This window comes from Streptomyces olivaceoviridis, from assembly GCF_014650115.1.
In the GTDB taxonomy this organism is placed as follows: domain Bacteria; phylum Actinomycetota; class Actinomycetes; order Streptomycetales; family Streptomycetaceae; genus Streptomyces; species Streptomyces olivaceoviridis.
The window spans coordinates 1-23,134 of record NZ_BMUI01000056.1; the positions used below are offsets into that span (position 1 = coordinate 1).

Here is a 23,134-nt window from a genome sequence, read left to right on the forward strand (position 1 = left end):
GGGCCGCGTCGACCTTGTCCGGCTGGTAGATGTTGCCGTGGGCCATGCGGCGGCGCAGGGCCTGCGGGGACATGTCGACCAGCTCGATCTGGTCGGCGCGCCGTACGACCTCGTCGGGCACGGTTTCGCGCTGCCGGATCCCCGTGATCGACTCCACGACGTCGCCGAGCGATTCAAGGTGCTGGATGTTGACGGTGGAGACGACGTCGATACCGGCGGCGAGCAACTCCTCCACGTCCTGCCAGCGCTTGGCGTTGCGGGAGCCGGGGACGTTGGTGTGGGCGAGCTCGTCGACCAGGGCGACGGCGGGGGCCCGCCGCAGGACGGCGTCCACGTCCATCTCGGCGAAGACGCTGTTCCGGTACGCGATCTGCCTGCGCGGCACCTGTTCCAGTCCGTGCAGCATCACCTCGGTGCGGGGCCGGTGGTGGTGCTCGACGAAGGCGACCACGCAGTCGGTGCCGCGCTCGGTACGGCGGTGTGCCTCCGACAGCATCGCGTACGTCTTGCCGACGCCGGGTGCCGCGCCGAGGTAGATCCGGAGCTTGCCGCGTGCCATGTCAGCCCTCGAACCGGTAGCCCATGCCGGGCTCGGTGATCAGATAGCGGGGGTGGGAGGGGTCCGTCTCCAGTTTGCGGCGGAGCTGGGCCATGTAGACCCGCAGGTAGTTGGTCTTGTGGGTCTGCGGGACGCCCCAGACCTCCTGGAGGAGCTGCTTCTGGGTGATCAGCCGGCCCGGGTTGGTCACGAGGATCTCCAGCAGGTGCCATTCGGTCGGGGTCAGCCGCACGTCCCGGCCTTGCCGCACGGCTCTCTTGGCGAGCAGGTCGATGCTGAAGTCCCCGGTCTCGACGAGCGTCGTCTCAGGGGCGAGCGGCGCGTCCTCGGTGCGGCGTACCGCGGCCCGCAGCCGCGCGAGGAGTTCGTCCATGCTGAACGGCTTGGTGACGTAGTCGTCGGCGCCCGCGTCGAGCGCGGCGACCTTCTCGTCGGACGCCTGCCGGGCGGACAGCACCAGGACCGGCACCCGGCTCCGGCCGCGCAGGGCCCTGATGACGTCGATACCGTCCATGTCGGGCAGCCCCAGGTCGAGCATCACCACGTCGGGCTGACGAGCGGCGGCCAGCCGCAGGGCGGTGGCCCCGTCGTGCGCGGCGTCGACCCCGTACTTGCGTGCCTTCAGGTTGATCACGAGGGCCCGGACGAGCTGCGGGTCGTCCTCCACCACCAACACCCTGGTCATGGGGTGTGTGCCTTTCCTGTCGTGTGTCGGCCGGACGGCGCCGGACGCGAGGCAACCGGCGTCATGACGGCGGGAGTCGGCGGATCAGGATTCGGGATGACTCCCGGCCGCCGGCTCCCGCGCATGTCGTGCCGCCCCCTCAGTGCTTCGCGAGAAGGTCCTTGAGCGCGATGTTGAGCTCCAGGACGTTCACGCGGGGCTCGCCGATGAAGCCGAGGGTGCGGCCCTCGGTGTGGTCCTTCACCAGCTTCGCCACCCTGGCGACGGGCAGTCCGTTCTTCTCGGCGACCCGGTGGGCCTGGATCCGCGCGTACTGCGGGGAGATCGCCGGGTCCAGGCCGGAACCGGAGGAAGTGACCGCGTCGGCGGGCACCTCGGACGCCTTGACCGTGTAGCCGGGCACCGAGTTGTCCTTGATGACGGCGGCCTTGGCGTCCTTCACCTGCTGGATCAGGACCTTGTTGTCGGCGGCCAGGTTGGTCGCGCCGGACAACAGCAGCTTGTACCGGGTGTTGATGCCGTTGCTGCCGAGCCCGTTGGCCGGGCGGCCCTGGAACCACTTCAGGTCGGGCTCCGGCGTCTGCTGTCCCTTCTTCAACGGCAGGTTGTACGACTGCCCGATCAGGGACGAGCCGACGACCTTGCCGTCCGCCCTGGTCTCGGAGCCGTTGGCCTTGTCGCCGAACAGCGCCTGGGCCACACCGGTGACGACGAGCGGGTAGATCACGCCGGTCACCAGGGTCAGCACGAGGAGGGCGCGCAGGCCCGCCCCGAGCAACCGGGCGGTGCCGGATACGGAGTTGTTCATGGCGATCAGCACGCTTTCTGACGTCACAGCCCGGGGATGAGGGAGATGAGCAGGTCGATGATCTTGATACCGATGAAGGGGGCGACGAGGCCGCCGAGGCCGTAGATCCCGAGGTTGCGGCGGAGCATCTTGTCCGCGCTCATCGGCCGGTACCGCACGCCCCTCAGCGACAGCGGCACCAGCGCGATGATGATCAGGGCGTTGAAGACGACGGCCGACAGGATCGCGGAGTCGGGCGAGGACAGCCGCATGATGTTGAGCTTGTCCAGGCCCGGATAGACGGCCGCGAAGAGTGCCGGGATGATCGCGAAGTACTTCGCGACGTCGTTGGCGATGGAGAAGGTCGTCAGCGCGCCCCGGGTGATGAGGAGTTGCTTGCCGATCTCGACGATCTCGATGAGTTTGGTCGGGTTGGAGTCGAGGTCGACCATGTTGCCGGCCTCCTTGGCGGCCGACGTGCCGGTGTTCATCGCCACGCCGACGTCGGCCTGGGCGAGGGCCGGGGCGTCGTTCGTGCCGTCGCCGGTCATCGCGACGAGCTTGCCGCCGGCCTGCTCCCGCTTGATGAGGGCCATCTTGTCCTCGGGGGTGGCCTCGGCGAGGAAGTCGTCCACGCCCGCCTCCTCGGCGATGGCCTGCGCGGTGAGCGGGTTGTCACCCGTGATCATGACCGTTTTGATGCCCATGCGGCGCAGTTCCTCGAACCGCTCGCGCATGCCCTGCTTGACGACGTCCTTGAGGTGGATGACGCCCAGGACCCGTGCCCCGTCGGCGTCTTCGAGGGCGACGAGCAGCGGCGTGCCGCCGGCTTCGGAGATCCGGTCGGTCAGTGCCTGGGCGTCCTCGGCGACGTCGCCGCCCTGTTCCTTCACCCAGGCGATGACGGAACCGGCGGCGCCCTTGCGGATGCGGCGTCCGTCGACGTCCACGCCGGACATGCGGGTCTGGGCGGTGAAGGCGATCCACTCGGCTCCCGCCAACTCGCCCTGGTGGCGCTCGCGCAGCCCGTACCGCTCCTTCGCCAGCACGACGATCGAGCGGCCCTCGGGTGTCTCGTCCGCCAGCGAGGAGAGCTGGGCCGCGTCGGCCACCTGGGCCTCGGTGGTGCCGCGCACGGGCACGAACTCCGACGCCTGGCGGTTGCCGAGGGTGATGGTGCCGGTCTTGTCCAGCAGCAGGGTGGAGACGTCACCGGCGGCCTCGACCGCACGGCCCGACATGGCGAGCACGTTGCGCTGCACCAGCCGGTCCATGCCCGCGATGCCGATCGCGGAGAGCAGGGCGCCGATGGTGGTGGGGATCAGACAGACCAGCAGGGCGACCAGCACGACCATGGTCAGGTGCGTGCCCGCGTACGTGGCGAACGGCGGCAGCGTGGCGCAGGCCAGCAGGAAGACGATGGTCAGCGAGGCCAGCAGGATGTTCAGCGCGATCTCGTTCGGCGTCTTCTGCCGGGCCGCCCCCTCGACCAGGCTGATCATCCGGTCGATGAACGTCTCGCCGGGCTTCGTCGTGATCTTGATGACGATGCGGTCGGAGAGCACCTTGGTGCCACCCGTGACGGCGCTGCGGTCGCCGCCGGACTCACGGATGACCGGCGCGGACTCGCCGGTGATCGCCGACTCGTCCACCGAGGCGACGCCCTCGACGACATCGCCGTCGCCGGGGATCACGTCACCGGCCTCGCAGACCACCAGGTCGCCGATCCGCAGTTCGGTGCCCGGGACCCGCTCCTCACGGTCGTTCACCAGCCGCCTGGCCACCGTGTCGGTCTTGGCCTTGCGCAGGGTGTCGGCCTGGGCCTTGCCGCGGCCCTCGGCGACCGCCTCCGCCAGGTTGGCGAAGACGACGGTCAGCCACAGCCAGGCGCTGATGGTCCAGCCGAACCAGTCACCGGGGTCCTTGAAGGAGAAGGCGGTGGTCAGCACCGAGCCGACCCACACCACGAACATCACGGGCGACTTGACCATCACCCGCGGGTCCAGCTTGCGGAACGCCTCCGGCAGCGAATCGACCAGCTGCCCGGGGTCGAAGAGGCCCGCTCCGACACGGCCTTCGCTGGGGTGGTGTCCGGTGGGGACGTCGCTGTGCGGCGCGCGGGTGGGGGTGACTGTGGACATGGAGTCCTCTGACTTCTCTGTGCGGGTGGTCATCACGCCAGCCCCTCGGCGAGCGGGCCCAGCGCCAGGGCCGGGAAGTACGTGAGACCGGTGATGATCAGGATCGCGCCCACCAGCAGGCCGGTGAACAGCGGCTTCTCGGTGCGCAGGGTGCCCGCGGTGACCGGGATCGGCTTCTGCCCGGCGAGCGAGCCGGCCAGCGCCAGGACGAAGACCATGGGCAGGAAGCGGCCGAACAGCATGGCGAGCCCGGTCATGGTGTTGAACCAGTCTGTGTTCGCGTTCAGCCCGGCGAAGGCCGAGCCGTTGTTGTTGGCGGCGGAGGTGAAGGCGTACAGCACCTCGGAGAAGCCGTGCGCGCCCGGGTTGAGCATCGAGTGCGGCGGGGTCGGCAGCGCCATGGAGGCGGCCGTGAAGACGAGCACCAGCGCCGGGGTGATCAGGATGTAGGCGGCGGCGAGCTTCATCTCGCGGGCGCCGATCTTCTTGCCCAGGTACTCGGGCGTACGGCCCACCATCAGCCCGGCGATGAAGACCGCGATGACCGCCAGGATCAGGATGCCGTAGAGGCCGGAACCGACACCGCCGGGCGCGATCTCGCCCAGCATCATGCCCAGCATCGTGACGCCGCCCCCGAGGCCGGTGAAGGAGGAGTGGAAGGAGTCCACCGCACCGGTCGAGGTCAGGGTCGTGGCCACCGCGAAGATCGACGAGCCGCCGACCCCGAAGCGGACCTCCTTGCCCTCCAGCGCCCCGCCCGCGATCTGGAGCGCGGGGCCGTGGTGGGCGAACTCGGTCCCCATCATCAGGGCCGTGAAACCGAGCCAGATGACGCCCATGGTGGCGAGGATCGCGTAGCCCTGCTTCACGCTGCCGACCAGCACGCCGAAGGTGCGGGTCAGGGAGAACGGGATCACCAGGATCAGGAAGATCTCAAGGAGGTTCGTGAAGGGCGTCGGGTTCTCGAAGGGGTGGGCGCTGTTGGCGTTGAAGTAGCCGCCGCCGTTGGTGCCCAGTTCCTTGATGGCCTCCTGCGAGGCGACCGCGCCGCCGTTCCACTGCTGGGAGCCGCCCAGGAACTGGCCGACCTCGTGGATGCCGGAGAAGTTCTGGATGGCGCCGCAGGCGACCAGCACGACGGCGGCGACCGCCGCGATCGGCACCAGGACGCGTAGCGTGCCGCGCACCAGGTCGGCCCAGAAGTTGCCCAGCTCACCGGTGCGCGAGCGTGCGAACCCGCGCACCAGCGCCACGGCGACGGCCATGCCGACGGCCGCGGAGACGAAGTTCTGCACGGCCAGACCGGCGGTCTGCACGACGTGACCCATCGTCTGCTCGCCGTAGTACGACTGCCAGTTGGTGTTGGTCACGAACGACACGGCCGTGTTGAACGACTGCGCCGGGTCGACCGAGGAGAAGCCGAGCGAGCCGGGCAGCACGCCCTGGAGCCGCTGGAGCAGGTAGAGGAAGAGGACACCCGCCACGGAGAAGGCGAGAACGCTGCGCAGGTACGCGGGCCAGCGCATCTGCGTGTCGGGGTCGGCACCGATGCCGCGATAGATCCACTTCTCGATCCGCAGATGTCTGTCGGACGAGTAGACCCTGGCCATGTAGGTGCCCAGGGGGATGTAGGCGAGGGCCAGCGCGCCGATGAGGGCGAGCAGTTGGAGCACGCCCGCGAGTACAGGACCCATGTCTGTCTCAGAACCTCTCCGGGAATATCAGGGCGAGGACGAGATAGCCCAGCAGGGCGACGGCCACGACGAGGCCGACGATGTTCTCGGCGGTCACAGCTTGGTCACCCCCTTGGCGATGAGGGCCACCAGCGCGAACGACGCGAGCACGGTGACGACGAAGGCCAGATCGGCCATCGCGAGCTCCTGGAGTGGGGTTCGATGAACGGGACGTTTAGAGGAAACCGCCTCTGTGGCCGGATCCGACCACCCGTTGACGGCTCCCTTACGGCGACGCTCACGGCTTTGACGGGTCTCATACGGCGCCGGGCCGGTACGGGTGCGTCGGCTGCCGTGACCAACGGTGACCCGGGTCACGGCAGCCGGAAACGCAGCCGGCGGATCACCGCGCCGGCGTCTCCCTGCGCACGGGCGGCGCCGCGCTGGTTCTGCGACAGCCTCTGGCACAGCCGCTCGGGCGGTGTGCGACAGGCTCGTGCGGAGGGGAGCAAGCACGAGGGCGGTCAGGAAGCGGGCGGACCGGCCGTCAGGGCGAGTCTGTCGCCGTTCATGGCTTCGGTCAGGCCGCGAGCCAGGGCCAGGCGGAGGCCGGGGCCGGTGGCGTTGTCGGTGTCACCGAGGCACTGGAACGGCTCGGCGAGGCGGTCGCGCCCCTCGGCGGGCAGGCCGGGTCCCCGGTCCACGACCCGTAGCTCCACCTGGTCGGCCAGGACGCCGGCGGTGAACAGCACTTTCTTGCCGTCCGGCGTGTGGCGGGCGGCGTTGGCGGCCGGGTTGGCGATCACCGTTCCAGCAGCGGCGGGTCGGCCAGCACCGCCGGGATCTCCTCCAGGTCCACTACGTCCGCGTCGGGGACGTCCGCGAGTGCCGTCGGGAGGACCTCCTCCAGCGAGGTGGCGCGAAGGTCGAGGGTGAGGGCGCCCGCTGCCATGCGGCTGAGGTAGAGGAGGTTCTCCGCCGGCCGGTTGAGCTTGGCCATGGACTCGTCGGCGGTGGCGAGGACCGTGGTGATCATGTCGATGCCGTCGTCGAGGAGTGTCTCGATGTCCTGCCGACGCCTGGGGTTGCGGCCGTCGCCGGGGACGTTGCTGTGCGCGCACTCGTCGACGATCGCCACCTGCGGGCGCCGGGCTAGCAGCGCGCCCAGATCCATCTCCTCGAAGAGTCCGCCGCGGTAGGCACAGGACGCCCGGGGGAGGCTCAAGGGCGCCCGATGGTCCTCACCTGGGCGGGTACCCGGGGCGTGCCGCCGCTCGCGGCCGTCCTGTCCATCCCGGAGGTCGCGAAGAACGGCACCGCCCTGGCGGACCGGCCACTGGTGCTCGTACTCACCACGTCGGCCGTGGTGGTCACCCTCGTCGTGCGGGGCCTCGCCCTCGCCCGGTTCTCCGCCGCTCCGGCATCGCCCTGGCGCCCGCCCACACGAGGAGGCCGAAGCCCGCTCCCACCTCGCCCACGCCGACCTGGGCCGCCTGGAAGAACTCGCGGAACGTCTATGACATCCACCGCATCAGCGACACCACCCGACGGCGCTGTGGCGCTCCCTGGGCCTGGAGGAGGCCCGGCCGGCGGAGGCCAGGACGCGTCCGTACCAACGGCGCGTACGGAGTCGGCGTCCGATGTCGCCGTCCTACCCCCCGGCACCACCACCTCGCCCCGCTTGCGTCACCTCCCTGTGCGTCGCCATCACAGCCCGGCGGCGCACCCCCGGCTGGAACTGCTCGCTGCACGACCGTGCGAGCCGCATCCTGGCCATGACCCCAGGTAGCCGCCACCCTGACCTGGTCCGTTCTGACCCCGAAGGGCACGGGCGACCCGGGGAACGGCTCTGACTTGCGACTCCTGACACGCCGCCTGCGAGCGCGGAGCGGGTCTTAACGCGGTCTTGACGCGTTCGGAGGAGTCATCCATGGGCCCGGGTGTCACTCCTTGCTTACGCTGGTGCGGCCGTCAGCGTGATGGCCGGAAACCCCCCACGCCAATCCGCGCAGCAGGAGCACGTCGATGGTCACAACCGAACGCCCGCCGCACCGCCTGCGTGCCTGGATGCTGGAGGGGCTGTCCGACATGGGCAAGGCGGGCGGCCACACCGGGCCGCACGCCGAGCCGGAGCCCCCGCACCAGGGACAGCGCTGGTGGCGGGTGATGTGCCTGACCGGTGTCGACTACTTCTCCACCCTCGGCTACCAGCCCGGCATCGCCGCCCTCGCGGCCGGTCTGCTCTCGCCGATCGCGACGATCGTGCTCGTCATGGTCACCCTTGCCGGCGCCCTGCCGGTCTACCGCCGGGTGGCGAAGGAGAGCCCGCACGGCGAGGGCTCGATCGCGATGCTGGAGCGGCTGCTGTCGTTCTGGCAGGGCAAGCTGTTCGTGCTCACCCTGCTCGGCTTCGCCGCCACCGACTTCCTCATCACCATCACCCTCTCGGCCGCGGACGCCTCCACCCACCTGGTGCAGAACCCGCACCTGACCAGCGCCCTGCACGACAAGCAGATGCTCATCACCCTGCTGCTGGTGGCGCTGCTCGGCGCCGTGTTCCTCAAGGGCTTCCTGGAGGCCATCGGTGTCGCGGTCACCCTGGTCGGCGTCTACCTCACGCTCAACGTGGTCGTAGTGATCACCGGCCTGTGGCACGTCGTCACCGCCGGGCACCTCGTCACCGACTGGTCCAGTGCCCTGACGGCCGAACACGGGAACGCCTTCGTCATGATCGGCGTGGCACTGATCGTCTTCCCGAAACTCGCGCTCGGCCTGTCCGGCTTCGAGACCGGTGTCGCCGTCATGCCGCATGTGAGGGGCGACGCCGGCGACACCGAGGAGCACCCCGCGGGCCGTATCCGCGACGCGAAGAAGCTGCTGACCACCGCCGCGCTGATCATGAGCTGCTTCCTGATCGCCACCAGCTTCATCACCACGGTCCTGATCCCGGAGAGGGAGTTCAAGGCGGGCGGCCAGGCCAACGGCCGCGCGCTCGCCTACCTCGCGCACGAGTACCTGGGCAGCGCCTTCGGCACGGTCTACGACATCTCCACCATCGCCATCCTGTGGTTCGCCGGCGCCTCCGCGATGGCCGGGCTGCTCAACCTGATGCCGCGCTATCTGCCCCGCTACGGCATGGCCCCGCACTGGGCGCGGGCCGTCCGTCCGATGGTCATCGTCTTCACCCTGATCGCCTTCCTGGTCACCTGGGTCTTCGACGCCAACGTCGACAAGCAGGGCGGCGCCTACGCCACCGGCGTCCTGGTCCTGATCAGCTCCGCCGCCATCGCCGTGACCATCGCCGCGCACAAGGCCGGCCAGCGCGGTTGGACCGTCGGTTTCGCGGTGATCTCGGCGGTGTTCCTGTACACGACCGTCGTGAACGTCATCGAGCGCCCGGACGGTGTGAAGATCGGTGCCTGCTTCATCATCGGCATCATCCTGGTGTCGCTGCTGTCCCGCCTGGCCCGCGCCTTCGAGCTGCGGGTGACGCAGGTCCAGCTGGACGACATGGCGGAACGATTCATCAGGGACATGTCCCACCGCCGTATCCGCTTCATCGCGAACAAGCCCGGACTGCGCGACAAGGCCGAGTACCGCGACAAGATCGAGCAGATACGAATCGACAACGACATCCCGATGACGGAGGACTTCGTCTTCGCCGAGGTCACGGTCACCGACCCGTCCGAGTTCGAAGGGGGCCTCACCGTCCGCGGCGAGGTGCTGCACGGCCGCTACCGCGTCCTCACCCTGGAGCACTCCTCCATTTCCAACGCCTTGGCGGCCCTGCTCCTGCACGTCCGCGACATGACCGGCTGCACCCCGCACATCTACTTCGAGTGGACCGAGGGCACCCCGTTCGCCAACTTCCTCCGCTTCTTCCTCTTCGGGCAGGGCGAGGTCGCCCCGGTGACCCGAGAGGTCCTGCGCCTGGCGGAACCGAACCGCGCACGCCGCCCGCGCGTGCACACGGGCTGAGGACGGCGGCGTAAGGATCGCGGCAGGATCGGCCCGTACGACGCCAGGACCCCCCGTCAGTGCGGTCGCCGTCAGCGGCGGTCGCCGTCACCCCTGTGACTACCTGGCGTCAGCGGTATGTGACGCGGTGGACCGGCGGGCCGTGCCGGCGACCGTCACTGGGGCGCGCATCAGCGTCAGGCTTCCCGCGCCCCGGTCGACCAGCCGGGTTCGGCGCGCCGGTCCACGTCCAAGACCCGGACGCCCAGCCGTACGACGTCTTGAGGAGCCTGCTCCAGCACTCCCCGCGGTTGCCGCAAGGGCTGAAGTCCGCCGGCCGGCTCAAGGCCGCAGGGCTGCGCGCGTCGAACTCGTTCCGTCCCGACGCCCGCTTCTCGGGCCCCCAGCTGATTGCCATCCCCGAGGCCCGACGCCTGTCCTCGGCAGGCTACGCCAGCGCCGGCCACGTGTTGACCAGCCCCGACGCCGTTGCCGGGGCGGGGTCGTCCTCCTGCTCTCCGAATGGCGCCCGCGGCACCGGTGGCCCGAACGGCCGGGGCCTTGCCCGAAGGGGCAGTCCTGGTTGCCCCTTCCCGGCACGGCCGGGCCTGGACGGGACCGGCGCCGCCCGTGACGCTTGACGCCAGAGGCGGACAACCGGCATTCCGCGGGGAGCGGCAGATGCGCGCACACGATCAGGGACGGGACCACGAGCACGACGAGTCCGTCAAGGCCGGCCGGGAGAGCCGTGACCAGGCGTCGGCGGAGCTTCCGCATCTGCTGAAGGCCGCCGCGGCCGGGCGTACGGACGTGATCGGCCGCTCAGGGATGACCACCCTTCAGCGGGCGGTCGGCAACGCGGCGGTCGGGGCGGCGCTCCAGCGGGACGCCGAAGGGGAACCGGAGCACCGCGAGCCGCGTTCCAGCGTCCACGACGTGCTCTCGTCCGGCGGCGGTGAGCCCCTGGACACCGACACCCGCACGGACATGGAGGGCCGGCTCGGCGCCGACTTCTCCTCCGTACGCGTGCACACGGGCTCGGCGGCACACGATTCGGCGAAGCAGATCGGCGCCCACGCCTACACCGTCGGTGACAACATCGTCTTCCAGCGGGACAGTCACGACTTCTCCTCGCACCAGGGCCGTACCACGCTCGCCCACGAACTCACCCATGTCATCCAGCAGCGCAACGGCCCGGTGGACGGCACGGAGGCGCCGGGCGGGATCCGGGTGAGCGACCCGTCCGACCGCTTCGAGCAGGAGGCGTCGGCCAACGCCGAGCGCGCGCTGGCCGCCCCCGCTCCCACGCCCGCGTCCGCGCCCGTGCCCGTGCCCGAGGCGTCATCCCCTCAGGCCGCGCCGTCGTCCGCTCCCGCCGTCACCGCCCCGGTGCAGCGCGAGGCTGCCGACGGGGAGGAGGAACCGGCGGACGTGCAGGGCTCGTTCGTACAGCGGGCCGCGGAGGGCGGGAGCGAGGAAGAGGAGGAGTCCGCGTCCGAGGCCTGATCCTGTGGGTCCGCGCGGCCACACGTTCGTCCGAGGGCGGGCGATGCCGATCCCCTGCCCCTTCCGGTCTGTCTCGCGCGTCCCTTCCGGTCCCGCGAGCCCGGCGGTCAGCCGTCGGCCTCCCCGTTCGCCGCGATCTTGCCGCCGAGGAACAGGTACTCCGAGCACTGCCCCGGTGCCGGGGCCTTGACCGGCTTGCCCACCTCCCGGCAGCTCACGGTGATGGTGACCCGGCCCCCCGACCGCACCTGGACGGGGGTGACGAAGTGGTAGTCGGAGTCGCGGAAGTTCTCCAGCGCCAGGTTGAGCAGTTGCCCGTCGCCGGTGGAGACGACCAGCGTGCCCGCGTCGCCCTGCGGGTTCTGGACCACCATGTCGGTGAGCTCGAAGGTCTTGCCCTTCGGGACAGCGTAGGCGGTCCGCCGGGTGGCGCCGCCGCCCACCGCGTCCCGCACCTGCACCCGGGCGCTCTCCGGTACCGCGGGACCGCCGGGCTCAGTGGGCCGGCCGGGCTTGGTGCTCCCGCCCGGCTTGGCGCTCCCGCCGGGCTTGGCGCTCCCGCCGGCGTTCGGGGACGTCGGCGTGCCGCCGGAGCCGGCCGGGCTCGCGCTCGCGCCACCGCCGGATGCCCCCTGCCCCTGTCCGTTCTTGCCCCCGTCCGAAGTGGCGTTCCCCTGCCGTGCCGCGGACGCGACGACCTGCGGCGTGACCGCCTCACGGGCGGCCGATCGTACGGTGGGCCGCAGCACCGAGTACCAGAGCCCCACCAACGCCGCCGCGACCAGCACCGCCACGGCGAGGGCACGGGGAAGCCAGCGGGGCAGGATGGCCTGCTGCTCGTAGGAACCGTCCAGGACCACCGGCCCGTCAGGGTCGTGCCCCTCCGGCACCCGGGGAGTCACGATCACCTGGAAGGGATGGGTGATCGGCGTGCCGCGCCACAGCCGCTTGGCGGGACGCACGGTCAAGGTGGCGAACTTGGCCTGGCCGGGCGGGATCTCCACCTCGGCGGGATGGAAGGCGAGCCGCGACCGTTCGGTTGCCCCCCGCGCGCTCAGTGCGATCGTGACGGGCGTGTTGCCCTTGCTGTCCACGGCCAGTTTGTGCCGCCCACGCCACGCACCGCTCGAAGCGGGGGGCACCAGTTCCGAGGTGATCTCGGTGAACGGCCGTACCGACACGCTCCGTTCGAGGACCACCGGCTCGCTGCCGTCGGTCGTCGGCACGACGCGCAGCCCGAGCGGTGTCTCGCCGGGCGCCACCTGCGCGGCGCGGGGCGGACGCAGCGTGACGGTGGCGCTGCCGGTCGCGCCCGGGTAGAGCGACAGGCTCTCCGGTTCCACCGTGGCCCAGTCGGCGCACGGACCGACCACCTCGAACCGGCACTCCTCGACGATGTTCCCCGAGTTGACCACCTGCACCGCAAGATCCGCTTCGCCGCCCGGCTCGACGGTGACGGAAGACTCGTCCAGGCTTGCCGAAACACTCATGCCGCGCACCGTATTGCCGGCCGCGCCCTACCAGGACCGGCCACGCAGGAATACTTTCGGGCAATCCCGATGCCCGGGGAGTCACGAGTAATTCCCTTGGTGAATCGAGGGCATTACTGTAGTCACTTGGTAACGGGGGGACCCACGTGAATGAAACGTGACGATGCCATGTTCACGATCTTTTCATTTCTCCATGGCGTTCTCCTTCAGTCGCCCGAAGAGGGGGAGCGACGTGTTGCAGACGAGCGGAGAGCGCATCACGGTGGCGCTGCGCGCCCAGGACCCGGTCTCGCAGGCCGGAGTGGCCAGCCAGCTACGCACCAGGCCCGAAGTCAAGATCGTCGAATGGGACGGGGAGGACGCGCCGCAGGTGGTGGTCGTCGTCCTCGACGTCATCGATGACGACGCGTTACGACTGTTGCGCCAGATCCACCGGACCGGTACGGCGCGGGGGGTACTGGTCACCACTCATGTCGACGAACAGCAACTGGTCAACGCCGCCGAATGCGGTTTCCTCGGCGTCGTCCGGCGCTCCGAGGCGACACCGGAACGCCTGTCGCAGGTCATCGGCTCCGTGGCCAAGGGTGAGGGCCGGGTGCCGCCCGACCTGCTCGGAAGCCTGCTCGAACAGGTCGGACGGCTCCAGGGACAGGTGCTCGCACCGCACGGGCTCAGCTTCACCGGTCTGTCGGCTCGTGAGATCGAGGTACTGCGACTGGTGGCCGAGGGATACGACACCGCCGACATCGCCGTAAAGCTCTCCTACTCCGAACGCACGATCAAAAACGTTCTGCACGCCGTCATGTCCCGTCTCAATCTGCGCAACCGCTCGCATGCGGTGGCATACGCCCTGCGCCAGGGGTTGATTTGAGGCATTGCGCGCGCAGATAGCGCCTGTAATGCCTCATGGGGCATCCGGCTGTTCCCGAAAGGCTGGCTCGTACCCCGCTGCCGCGCACGCCGGTGATCCGTGATGGTGGGGAGCAAGCGCGCCAATCGCGAGAGTCCGGACCCGACTGGGCCGGTCGGGAGCCTGAGTGGGGTGTTCAGTGCGTTCTGTAAGGGGATTCCGGCGCTTTCGCCCACCTGCCGGTCCGCGTCCTCACGGAGTCCGCATCGGCCTGCTGACCGCCGTACTGCTCCTGGTGGTCGGCGGCGTCGTCAGTGCCGCCGACGGGGTCGCGGAAGTCGTCCCGCAGCCGACGGTGACCCCCGCCGTCGTGGACGAGGCGCTCGACCCGGGCGGCTCGCTCACGGTGGCCAAGCGGGTCCGCACGCCCGTGGTGCCGCCCCGACCGGACGTCGTCCTGCTCGTGGACGGCACGGGCAGCATGCAGCCCACCATCGACAACGTCCAGGCGAACCTGAGCAGGATCACCGACCGGGTACGCGAGGAGCAGCCCGACTCCCGCTTCGCGGTGGCCACGTTCGGGGATCAGGAGGTCGACGGAGACCGCGTCTTCACCGTGCTCCAGGAACTCACGGACGATCTGGGCGCCGTACAGAGGGGCGTCGATCAACTCACCGCAGACCGCGGCGCCTACAGTCCGGGCCCCGCGGAGGACTGGATCAACGCCCTGTGGCAGATCGGCAACGGTGCGGGAGGCAAGACCGTCTTCCGCGACGGCGCGAGCCCCGTGGTGGTGCTCGTCGGGGACGCCTCAAGTCACGACCCCAGTAAGGGGCACAGCCTCACCGACGCCGTCAACGCCCTGACGAACGTGGGTGCGCGGGTCATCGGCGTGGACGTGGCGACCGAACTCGGCGACGGGCTGGACGGCAACGGGGACAACGGCAACGGCCCCGCGCAGAACCGGGAACCGACCCACGACCCCGATGAGGCGACCAAGGTCGTCCGGGCCACCGGCGGCAAGCTCTTCCGGAACATCGACGCTGACCAGGTCGCCGACACCGTCGCAGCGGGGCTGACCAACCTGCCCACCACCGTCAGCCATCGGACGGTCAGCTGCGATCCCGCCCTCTCCGTCACCTTGACCCCGCCGAGCCGACGTGTGACGAGCGGAGAGACCGCCGCCTTCGACGAGAAGATCACGTTGGCGGTCGACGCCCCGCAGGGCATGACGCTGAGCTGCACCGTCCAGTTCCTGCTGGACGGCGCGCCGCCGAGCGGGCAGGCGCCCGTCGATGTGACGCCGGCCCGGGAGTTCCGCGGGCCCGGGACCGTTCCCGAGGGAGCGGACGGCAAAGCCGACGACGCCCAGGGTGATTCCGGCAGCGGCGGTACCCGGGATGGCGGCCAGACCGGAGGCGCTCAGACCGGCGGCCAGAACGGAGGCGGCGGGGACGCCGGCGATCCCGCCCCCGAGGACTACCAGGAGCACATCACCATCACCGTCAATGACGTGACCGCACCCGTCGTCACGGTCGACGACCGCACCGTCGGGGCCACCGGCGGCAACGGCACCGTCATCGACTTCTCCGCCACCGCCCAGGACGCGGTCGACGGCACGCTGCCGGTCACCTGCGACCCGGCCTCCGGCTCCCGCTTCCCCACCGGCACCACCACGGTCACCTGCACCGCCACCGACTCGTCCGGCAATACGGGCACCGACACGGCCACCTTCACCGTCACCCCGGCTCCCGTACCGAACGAGGCGGACATCGCCGTCGCGGCTGCGACCGCGTCCCCCGTCCCCACCTACACGGAGCTGACGACCCGGACCGGCTTCACCCTCACCAACGTGGGCCCGAAGACGGCCAGGAACGTCGTACTGACCACCAGTTGGCCGCACGCGGGGGGCACCGGCAAGCGCACCCTGTCCGCCCTGTCGAACTGCGCCCGGGCGAAACCCTGCACCATCGCGCCCGGCCAACGCGTCACCGTCACCCAGAGCGGTGTCTACGACAGCGCCGTCGACGGTGAGGTCCGTGCCTCGGTCACCGGCTCCCCCCGCGACCCCCGGCTCGCGAACAACACCGACACGGTCCGCATCCGCGTCCTCCGGCCGCAGCTGACCGTCACACCGCAGGTGGCGAGGCCCGGCGAAGTGGTGATGGCGCGCGGCGAGGACTTCCCGCCCGGCCGTACGGTCGCACTCAGCTGGAACCCGGGCATCACGGCGGCACAGTCGGCCGTACGGGTCGGCCGCGACGGCACCTTCGAGGCGCAGGTGCTGGTGCTGCGCAAGGACCGGCTCGGTCCGCGTACGCTTCGCGCCCGGGTCCGGGGCCTGAACCGGCTGACGAAGCCGGTGCTGATCGTGCAGGGCGGCCTCCAGCCGCCCGACTTCGCGGGCCGGAGGTGAGGGCGGGCGATGATCCACGAGGTCGACGAGGCGCTGCGCACGATGTTCCGGACGGACGCCCTGGCGGGCGGCCAGGTGGCGGTGGTCTTCGACGCCCCGACCCGCGACTGGGCGGCCAAGGTCAACGCCCCCACCGTCAACCTGTACCTGTACGACATCCGTGAGGACATGCGCCGCCGTGAGCGCGGTCTGCTCAACGAGTACGACGAGCAGGGCACCATCGTGGCCCGACGCCGCCCGCCGCGTTACTTCAAGCTGTCGTATCTCATCACCGCCTGGACGAGACGCCCCGAGGACGAACACCGCCTCCTCTCCTCCCTCCTGTCCTGCCTCCTGCGGTACGAGGCCCTGCCCGCGGAGCAACTCACGGGCACACTCGGCGAGATCGGTGTCTCCGTCCCCATGTCGGTCGCACTGCCGCCCCCCGAGGACCGGTCGTTCGCCGACGTGTGGAGCGCGCTCGGCGGCGAACTCAAGCCCTCGCTCGACCTGGTGGTGAGCGTGCCGGTCACCGAGTCCCCGGTCTATCCGGCGGGCCCGCAGGTCGGAGAGGAAGGAGTACGGCTCGGCTTCGGCGAACTCCCTCCGGACCCGCCGGCACCCCAGGGTGCCACCCAGCGGATGCCCGGCGGCGCCAACCTGCCGGTGTACGGGACCCGCCGGGGCGGCATCACATCGCGCGTGGCGGAAGAGCAGCCGGAATGACGCTGCCCACGGACCCCCGCACCCCGTCGGTGGAGACGGACCCCGCCGACGGCGCCGCCGGCCCCGGCCTGCGCCACCTCCTCGACCGAGCGATCCTCGTCGAACAGCGCGTACGGCGGGCGGTCCACGCCCGGCAGCTCACGGACCCGGACCCGGACGACGCGTTCCGCGGCCTGTACCTGAGCGACGAGACGATCCACCGCCTCCTGGAACACGGCCGCCCCCTCACGGGCACCGCCCCCGACGACACGGACACGGACTTCCTGACCGAAGCGGAGTCGCGCGCCGACGCCGCCGAAGCGGCAGGCCACGCCATCCGGCTACGCACCCTCGCCTCCGACTTCGGCCTTTCCGTCCTGGACACCGAGATCCTGCTGATCGCGCTGGTCCCGGACCTGGACGACCGTTTCGAGCAGTTCTACGGCTACCTCAACGACGACGTCACCCGCCGCCGTCCCACCATCGGCCTCGCCCTCGGCCTGTGCGGCCTGTCCGCGGCCGACGCGGGAGCCAGATCACGCCTGTCCCCCCAAGCGCCGCTTCGCGCCGGTGGCCTGCTCCTGGTGGAGGACCAGGACCGCCCCTTCCTCGCCCGCACGCTCCGCGTCCCCGACCGGATCACGGCCCACCTCCTCGGCGACGACACGCCCGACCCGCGCATCGTCGACCTCCTCGTCCCCCGGCAGGACGTCCCCGGTGCCGGCGACGCGTCCGGACTCGCCCGTGCCCTCGCCACCGGGGTCCCGCTCGCGTACCTCCGCGAGGATCAGGGCGGCGCGGGGACGGCGCTGGCGGCCTCCGCCCTGACGCGCGCGGGCCGCGGCGTGCTGGGCGTCGACCTCGACCGCCTGGCGCGCGACCCCCACCCCACCGAGGCGGTACGCGTCCTGTCCCGCGAGGCCCGGCTGACCACCGCCGGCCTGGTGTGCGCGTCACTCGACGCCCTGACCCGGGAGCCGGACAAGACGGAGATCATCCGCCTGGTGACCGAGGTCCCCGTCCCCGCGGTGCTGATCGGCCGGGTGCCGTGGGACGCGACGTGGTCCCTCCGCCCGCCCCTGCTCCTGCACGCCCCACGGGTGGAACCGACGGCGAGGGCGGCACTCTGGGCAGACGCGTACCCGGCACCCATCCCCCCGGACCTGAACCTCACGCACCTCCTCTCCCCCTTCCTCCTCACCCCGGACCAGATCACCAGGGCGGCTCAAGGAGCCTCTCAGGCCGCGACGCTGGACGGCGGCACCCTCCACCCGGACCACATCCGCGCCGGCGCCCGCGCACAGAACGCGGCGGGCCTCGACCGCTTGGCCCGCCGCATAGAACCGGCGGTGTCCTGGCCCGACCTGGTCCTCCCCCCGGATACGCTCACTCAACTCCGCGAACTCACCGCCCGCGCCCGCCACCGCGACCGCGTCCTCGGCGAGTGGGGCATGCGTCCGGGCGGCGGCCGGGGCAGAGGCGTGACGGCCCTGTTCGCAGGCGACTCGGGGACCGGCAAGACGATGTCCGCCGAGGTGATCGCCGCGGACCTGGGCCTGGACCTCTACACGGTCGACCTGGCCACGGTCATCGACAAATACGTAGGTGAAACCGAAAAGAACCTCGAACGAATCTTCTCGGAGGCGGCCGGCATCAACGGCGTACTGCTCTTCGACGAGGCCGACGCCATCTTCGGCAAGCGCTCGGAGGTCAAGGACGCCCACGACCGCTACGCGAACGTCGAGAGCGCGTACCTCCTCCAGCGCATGGAGACCTTCGACGGCCTGGCCATCCTCGCCACCAACCTCCGCGCCAACCTCGACGACGCCTTCACCCGCCGCCTGGACCTGGTCATCGACTTCCCCGTCCCTGATCCGGCTCAGCGCCGCGCCCTCTGGGACCGCTGCCTGGGCCCGGCCCTCCCCCGCACCGCGGACCTGGACCTGGACTTCTGCGCGGAGTCCTTCGAACTGGCGGGCGGCAACATCCGCTCGGTGGCGGTGACGGCGGCCTACCTGGCGGCGGAGTCGGGCAAGCCGGTGACGATGGCGGACCTGATCCACGCGATCCAACGGGAGTACCAGAAGCTGGGCCGCCTTACTCTGGCGTCGGAGTTCGGGCCGTACATGTCGCTGCTCAGCGCCTGAGAGAGCCCTGCACCTGCACCTGTTATCCACAGCCCTATGGGTAACAGCCCCACAGTTCAAGGCAGCCAGCGCCGATCGGAACACCGTACGGAAAATGATCAGGTCGGGCCAGTGGGTTCCGCTGACCCGGGGCAGCTACTGGGGGGCCGGGACGACCGGAGAAGGCTTCTCCTACCGCATCGACCCGGGCTGTCCCACCCAACTGGCCAGCGTTGAGGCGGACGGCAAGCAATCTCACAGCACGCCTTGGGCCCTCTGCCAGGACCACACCCGCCACAATCGCCTGGCCACCCTGCTCCCCGCCTAAGCCTGCTCCGCTTCACCCGCCCGACATGTACGACCCACCTTTGCTCTCCTCCCCTCCGCCAGGCTCTCCGACTTCAATAACCCGACGGTCTGGTCGCACCCGGAGCACAAACGAACAGGCTCTGCTTGGCATCGCCGACGAACGAGACCATGCACAGACCGGAAGGGAAAGTGCAGGTCCTTACCGGACTTGGACCGAGGTTATGCCTCGGGGGCCGATCTCCTGCGCTGCTCCCAGTCCTGGCGGTGTTCGGCACGTGTCGGCGCCTGAATGCCACGAACCCTGACAGGTGGCTGCAGGCCACCGAACTCCGCGCCGGCGGCGTGCCGCCACACGGTGGGAACCGCTGTTGACAAACGGTCTGGATAGTAGCTGGAAATGATCTTCGACTGTCCTTTGATGTCGGCAACGTACAACAGCAGGCCGTAAGCCCCCAAACTCATGGGGTGGTTTCCACTGATATATCCCGCGAAGATGGGCCCCCATGCAACGTTCGGGTGTTCCGCCACCAGGAACAGCTTCCGATGTGCGACTTCTCCGATCGTGCGGGCGTAGACCGCGAGTTCTGCATCGGTCATTGGTGGACGTCCATAAATGGAAGCCATGATGGCTCCCGGAACAGCGTGCATGAAGCTCTCGCTCACAGCAGTTCGCTGTGCCAGAATGTCATCCGACTCTGCTCTAACTGCCTTCGCCTCTTCGAATTCGGCATCCAGGTAGGAGCTCAGAAACTCCTCCGCCTCACGAATCTCCGTCACCTGTAGAACCTCGCTTTACGAAGAGATACGTATCCGCGCCGATAGCGTCACTTCCCGGCTTCTGTACCCCGGTGCGAAGCTTCACGGTCCACTCGTACTTCACACCCAGGACGCGTCGAACCGGTGGGTTCAGCATGATTTTCACAATTTTCTGCAACCGCTGATTCGCTTCCTCCTTCTCCTCGTCGGTGGCATCTTCCTGGTACCACCAGGGCTGATGTTCGACCATGGCCGTCAGCACGTCGCTCAAGAGTTCGCCGAAGGTCACCGTGACTCGCAGGTCTAAACGAGCGTGGGCGACATCGGTTCCGTGCTCGTCCGCAACTCCCTTCATATGGTCGACGATCTTCCCTTCGACCTCGCCCATGACGGCCTGGTTATAGAAATCACTGGTAGTGACGAGGTTCTTCGCCGCCTTGTATCCCGATCCTCCGAACAGGTCTCCAATGACGTGCGAGCGGTTCAGGTTGAGGTTCGTGACAATCCCCGGGGAATCTTCCGTAACGCCGCGCGGGTCGCCGCTCACCTTCAGCTGAAGCTCTCGGCCCTCCACGCGCAGAGTCATGCTTCGCTGCGGATCGGTCTCCGTGACGAAGAACTCCTTCCCGGCCCGGGTGAGGTAGGTGGTGATCCTCTTGAAGCCCGGCACTTCCTCGATCGCGATCCCCATAGGGAAAAAGTTGGAGTGATCTGGAGGCTTCAGATTGGGCATGCTGAGCCGGCCGTAGGGAAATATTTCGACGTCGTAGGATCCTGGTCCAAGTTGCGCCAGCGCACCACCCAGCCGCTTCTTGTACCCGTCGTCCATCTCCGGCGGATCGTCCAGACGTTGTAGACCTATCCCCTTGAGCTTGTCCGGAACGGGAAGACCGAGCTCTCGTAGGAACTGCTTACGCGCCTTGCTGGCTCCCCGCGTGAAGACCCACTCGTAGAACTCGTTCGTATCGGCCCGCCGGTTAGGGTTCGAGAAGTAGGTCGTCAGCGGCTTCTGGAACTCAGGTGAATCCGCCTTCTTCAGCGCCTCACTTTGCGTTCCGGCGATATCGGCCTCCTTCCATAGGGTCGGTGCATTATCCTTGAGTCCTCGCCGCGTCTTCGAGACATACGTGTTCCACCAGTAGTCGTGCACGACCTTGACGTAGCGATCCACATGGGCGGGCATGGCCTTGCGGATCTTCACGGCGACCTCGCCGTCCCCCACGCCAATCGTCTGCGGGTTGCTCTCCTGAGAGGGACTGTTGACGGCCCTGAAATGGATCACCGTCTGATCGGTTCCGCGTCGGTCGACCACCAGGCAAAGCGAACGCAGGCCGTACCGAGCCTTGATTGCGGGCAACTTCCTGTTCAGCCCCTCCACCGTGGAGTCCGGCTTGACCAGCGAGGTCGCCTGGCGGAGTGCGGCGGCCGACTTGTCGGACGTCTCGGCCCTCGGGCTGTCCTTCTTCTCCTGCCCTGCCCCGCCCTTGCGCCCGACCTTGTTCTTGAGGCTCCCCCAGATCTTCTTGCCGAACGCGGCGATCTTGGCAGCGATCTTGTCGATCGCCCGATTAACCGGCCGCGCAACCTTCTGGAACACCTGCCTGATCTTGTTGGCCAGCCCCCCGATCCCCAGCAGCGACGCCAAGAACCCGATCAGCAGCGGGACGCTCGCCGCCAACGCCGTCTCGACCATCTTCGGGACGCCCGCCGACCCCCCGTTGGCGATGGCGACGACCGCGTCCAAGACCGCGTTCACGAACTGCACGATCTGGGCGCCCTGGGTCACGATGAACGTGACGATGTCGACAATTCCCTTGACGGCGCGGACGAACGCCGACGCCGGGTTGAGCAGGGAGATGATCCAGGTGATGCCCGCGATGATGACCGTGGGGATCAGGTAGGACTTCAGCTCCTCCAGGATCGTGGACTTCAGGTCGCCCACCTCGGCCTGGATCTCGTTGACCGCGCCGGCCGGGCCCTCCGTCGCCAGGGCCTTCGCCACCGGGACCGACTGTTCGACCGTGTTCATCGCCTGGTCGGGGACGCCCTTGCGGGTGATGCGGGCACGGATGTTCGCCCAGGTCAGGCCGAGGAGCGAGGCGATGAGCTGGATGATGCCCTTCAGGTCGAACCGGGAAGGGATCTCGATGCCGGCCTTCACCGCCGTGCCCAGCAGCCATGAGACCAGGCCCGATTGCAGGTGCGTGCCGATGTTCGAGATGAACTGCTGGAGGCCGGCGCCCACCGCGCGGACCAGATTGCCCAGGAAGCCGATCGGGTCCTTGATGATTTTCGTGATCGCGGCGGCGGCCTTGGCCAGGATGCCCATCAGGAGGTCCTTGAGCTCCTTGATGGTCTTGATGACCCCGGCGACGGCGTCCACGGCCTTCTGGACCAGGCCCTTGTTCGCCTCCTGGAGCTTCTTGATCTCCTCGTCGACCGCGTTGAGGGCCTGGGTGTACTTCTGGGCCAGGGTCTGGACCAGTTGCTTCGACTTGTCGTCGACCTCTGATTCCAGGTCGTCGAACTTGCCCGCGAAGTCCTTGGCCGCCTCCTCGCCGTACTTCTTCAGGTCGGCGGGAAGCCTGTCCACCTCCGCCCTCAGCTCCGCACGCCCCGTCGCGATGCGGGCCTTGGCCCTGCCGAGGTCGGTGCCGATCGTGTCCGCGATGGACGAGATGACGCCCTGCATCATGCGGACGTACAGCTTGCGGGACTCCTGGAAGAGCTGGTTCGCCTCCTCCGGCATGCCCGCGATCTTGTCTTTGGCCCACTTGGCCGGGCCCCAGAAGCCGCCGTACCGCTTGTCCTTGTACGCCTTCATCCGGCGCTTCTGGTCGGCGTTGAAGGCGTCCCGGGCCTTCTTCTCGCCTTCCTCGAACTGCTTGTCGACCTTGCCGTCCAGGCCCTCCAGGATTCCTTCAACGTCCTTCTGAGCGGCGTCGAAGACCTTCTGGAGCTTGGCCGTGACCTCCGCGCGCTTCTGCTCGTCCTTCGACTTGGCCTCGCCCTTGCCGCCGTCCACCTGCTTGCCCGCCGCGTTGCGGGTCGCCGTCAGGGCGTTCATCGCCTGGGCTCCGGCCGCCGCCGCGCCGGACCTGGCGGTCGCCAGTTGTGCCCTCTCGGCGGTACGGGCCTGGGCGGGAGCCGTCGCGGAGTGCTGTTCGGCCTTCCTCTTCTCCCCCAGCGCGGCGG

17 protein-coding genes and 2 pseudogenes are annotated in these 23,134 nt (G+C 69.3%); 8 read left to right on the forward strand and 11 right to left on the reverse strand.

What is annotated here, in order from left to right:
• From IE273_RS41650 to IE273_RS41685, 8 genes and pseudogenes are all read right to left on the reverse strand, one after another.
• Positions 1–559, reverse strand: a 559-nt coding sequence (locus IE273_RS41650) for a histidine kinase (protein ID WP_444545939.1), incomplete at its 3' end; no start/stop codon positions are given.
• A 1-nt stretch (position 560) separates the two neighbouring features.
• Positions 561–1,244: a response regulator gene (locus IE273_RS41655; protein ID WP_189820316.1), complete on the reverse strand. Its 684-nt coding sequence runs from the start codon at positions 1,242–1,244 to the stop codon at positions 561–563.
• Between the two features lie 139 nt (positions 1,245–1,383).
• The gene (locus IE273_RS41660) at positions 1,384–2,052 is read right to left on the reverse strand and encodes a potassium-transporting ATPase subunit C (protein ID WP_189820327.1); all 669 of its coding nucleotides are present in this window, start codon (positions 2,050–2,052) and stop codon (positions 1,384–1,386) included.
• 23 nt (positions 2,053–2,075) lie between these two features.
• Positions 2,076–4,205, reverse strand: a complete 2,130-nt coding sequence (gene kdpB, locus IE273_RS41665) for a potassium-transporting ATPase subunit KdpB (RefSeq protein WP_189820317.1) — start codon at positions 4,203–4,205, stop codon at positions 2,076–2,078.
• A complete protein-coding gene (gene kdpA, locus IE273_RS41670) occupies positions 4,205–5,866 on the reverse strand; it encodes a potassium-transporting ATPase subunit KdpA (RefSeq protein WP_189820318.1) in 1,662 nt (553 codons plus the stop codon). Before kdpA ends, kdpB begins: the two co-directional genes overlap by 1 nt.
• Positions 5,867–5,873: 7 nt before the next feature.
• Positions 5,874–5,963: a K(+)-transporting ATPase subunit F gene (gene kdpF, locus IE273_RS41675; RefSeq protein WP_016434100.1), complete on the reverse strand. Its 90-nt coding sequence runs from the start codon at positions 5,961–5,963 to the stop codon at positions 5,874–5,876.
• Positions 5,960–6,223, reverse strand: coding sequence for a hypothetical protein (locus IE273_RS41680; RefSeq protein ID WP_229888114.1), 264 nt, complete (start codon positions 6,221–6,223; stop codon positions 5,960–5,962). The genes kdpF and IE273_RS41680 overlap by 4 nt, the downstream gene beginning before the upstream one ends.
• Before the next feature lie 185 nt (positions 6,224–6,408).
• Positions 6,409–7,019 (reverse strand): annotated as a pseudogene (locus tag IE273_RS41685) (sensor histidine kinase); the annotation flags it as partial.
• Between the two features lie 57 nt (positions 7,020–7,076).
• Here IE273_RS41685 and IE273_RS45455 point away from each other — a divergent pair.
• From IE273_RS45455 to IE273_RS41700, 3 genes and pseudogenes are all read left to right on the forward strand, one after another.
• Positions 7,077–7,356, forward strand: a pseudogene (locus IE273_RS45455) (Na+/H+ antiporter); the annotation flags it as partial.
• Between the two features lie 514 nt (positions 7,357–7,870).
• Positions 7,871–9,823, forward strand: a complete 1,953-nt coding sequence (locus IE273_RS41695) for an APC family permease (RefSeq protein WP_189820319.1) — start codon at positions 7,871–7,873, stop codon at positions 9,821–9,823.
• A gap of 660 nt (positions 9,824–10,483) precedes the next feature.
• Entirely contained in the window at positions 10,484–11,308 is an 825-nt protein-coding gene (locus IE273_RS41700; RefSeq protein ID WP_189820320.1) for an eCIS core domain-containing protein, read from the forward strand.
• Between the two features lie 107 nt (positions 11,309–11,415).
• On the opposite strand, the gene IE273_RS41705 is transcribed toward IE273_RS41700, so the two are convergent.
• The gene (locus IE273_RS41705; RefSeq protein WP_229888115.1) at positions 11,416–12,798 is read right to left on the reverse strand and encodes a COG1470 family protein; all 1,383 of its coding nucleotides are present in this window, start codon (positions 12,796–12,798) and stop codon (positions 11,416–11,418) included.
• Between the two features lie 193 nt (positions 12,799–12,991).
• Between IE273_RS41705 and IE273_RS41710 the strand changes: the two genes are divergently transcribed.
• The 5 genes from IE273_RS41710 to IE273_RS41730 all read left to right on the forward strand — a co-directional run bounded on the left by IE273_RS41710 (position 12,992) and on the right by IE273_RS41730 (position 19,202).
• Positions 12,992–13,669, forward strand: coding sequence for a helix-turn-helix transcriptional regulator (locus IE273_RS41710; protein ID WP_189820321.1), 678 nt, complete (start codon positions 12,992–12,994; stop codon positions 13,667–13,669).
• 274 nt (positions 13,670–13,943) lie between these two features.
• A complete protein-coding gene (locus IE273_RS41715) occupies positions 13,944–16,064 on the forward strand; it encodes a VWA domain-containing protein (protein WP_189820322.1) in 2,121 nt (706 codons plus the stop codon).
• Between the two features lie 9 nt (positions 16,065–16,073).
• A complete protein-coding gene (locus IE273_RS41720; RefSeq protein ID WP_189820323.1) occupies positions 16,074–16,769 on the forward strand; it encodes a Pvc16 family protein in 696 nt (231 codons plus the stop codon).
• The gene (locus IE273_RS41725) at positions 16,766–18,895 is read left to right on the forward strand and encodes an ATP-binding protein (protein WP_189820324.1); all 2,130 of its coding nucleotides are present in this window, start codon (positions 16,766–16,768) and stop codon (positions 18,893–18,895) included. Before IE273_RS41720 ends, IE273_RS41725 begins: the two co-directional genes overlap by 4 nt.
• Positions 18,896–18,989: 94 nt before the next feature.
• A complete protein-coding gene (locus IE273_RS41730; RefSeq protein ID WP_189820325.1) occupies positions 18,990–19,202 on the forward strand; it encodes a hypothetical protein in 213 nt (70 codons plus the stop codon).
• Positions 19,203–19,402: 200 nt separating this feature from the next.
• On the opposite strand, the gene IE273_RS41735 is transcribed toward IE273_RS41730, so the two are convergent.
• Positions 19,403–19,960 (reverse strand): hypothetical protein, encoded by a 558-nt coding sequence (locus IE273_RS41735; RefSeq protein WP_189820326.1) that lies wholly within the window; start codon positions 19,958–19,960, stop codon positions 19,403–19,405.
• Positions 19,944–23,134, reverse strand: a 3,191-nt coding sequence (locus IE273_RS44490; protein ID WP_444545940.1) for a phage tail protein, incomplete at its 5' end; no start/stop codon positions are given. The genes IE273_RS41735 and IE273_RS44490, both read right to left, overlap by 17 nt.

What these genes read in the sequence shown, in the direction of transcription:
- IE273_RS41655 (WP_189820316.1), bottom strand. Translation starts at nt 1,244, where the DNA reads ATGACCAGGGTGTTGGTGGTGGAGGACGACCCGCAGCTCGTCCGGGCC.
- IE273_RS41660 (WP_189820327.1), bottom strand. Translation starts at nt 2,052, where the DNA reads ATGAACAACTCCGTATCCGGCACCGCCCGGTTGCTCGGGGCGGGCCTG.
- kdpB (WP_189820317.1), bottom strand. Translation starts at nt 4,205, where the DNA reads ATGACCACCCGCACAGAGAAGTCAGAGGACTCCATGTCCACAGTCACC.
- kdpA (WP_189820318.1), bottom strand. Translation starts at nt 5,866, where the DNA reads ATGGGTCCTGTACTCGCGGGCGTGCTCCAACTGCTCGCCCTCATCGGC.
- IE273_RS41695 (WP_189820319.1), top strand. Translation starts at nt 7,871, where the DNA reads ATGGTCACAACCGAACGCCCGCCGCACCGCCTGCGTGCCTGGATGCTG.
- IE273_RS41700 (WP_189820320.1), top strand. Translation starts at nt 10,484, where the DNA reads ATGCGCGCACACGATCAGGGACGGGACCACGAGCACGACGAGTCCGTC.
- IE273_RS41705 (WP_229888115.1), bottom strand. Translation starts at nt 12,798, where the DNA reads ATGAGTGTTTCGGCAAGCCTGGACGAGTCTTCCGTCACCGTCGAGCCG.
- IE273_RS41710 (WP_189820321.1), top strand. Translation starts at nt 12,992, where the DNA reads ATGGCGTTCTCCTTCAGTCGCCCGAAGAGGGGGAGCGACGTGTTGCAG.
- IE273_RS41720 (WP_189820323.1), top strand. Translation starts at nt 16,074, where the DNA reads ATGATCCACGAGGTCGACGAGGCGCTGCGCACGATGTTCCGGACGGAC.
- IE273_RS41725 (WP_189820324.1), top strand. Translation starts at nt 16,766, where the DNA reads ATGACGCTGCCCACGGACCCCCGCACCCCGTCGGTGGAGACGGACCCC.
- IE273_RS41730 (WP_189820325.1), top strand. Translation starts at nt 18,990, where the DNA reads ATGATCAGGTCGGGCCAGTGGGTTCCGCTGACCCGGGGCAGCTACTGG.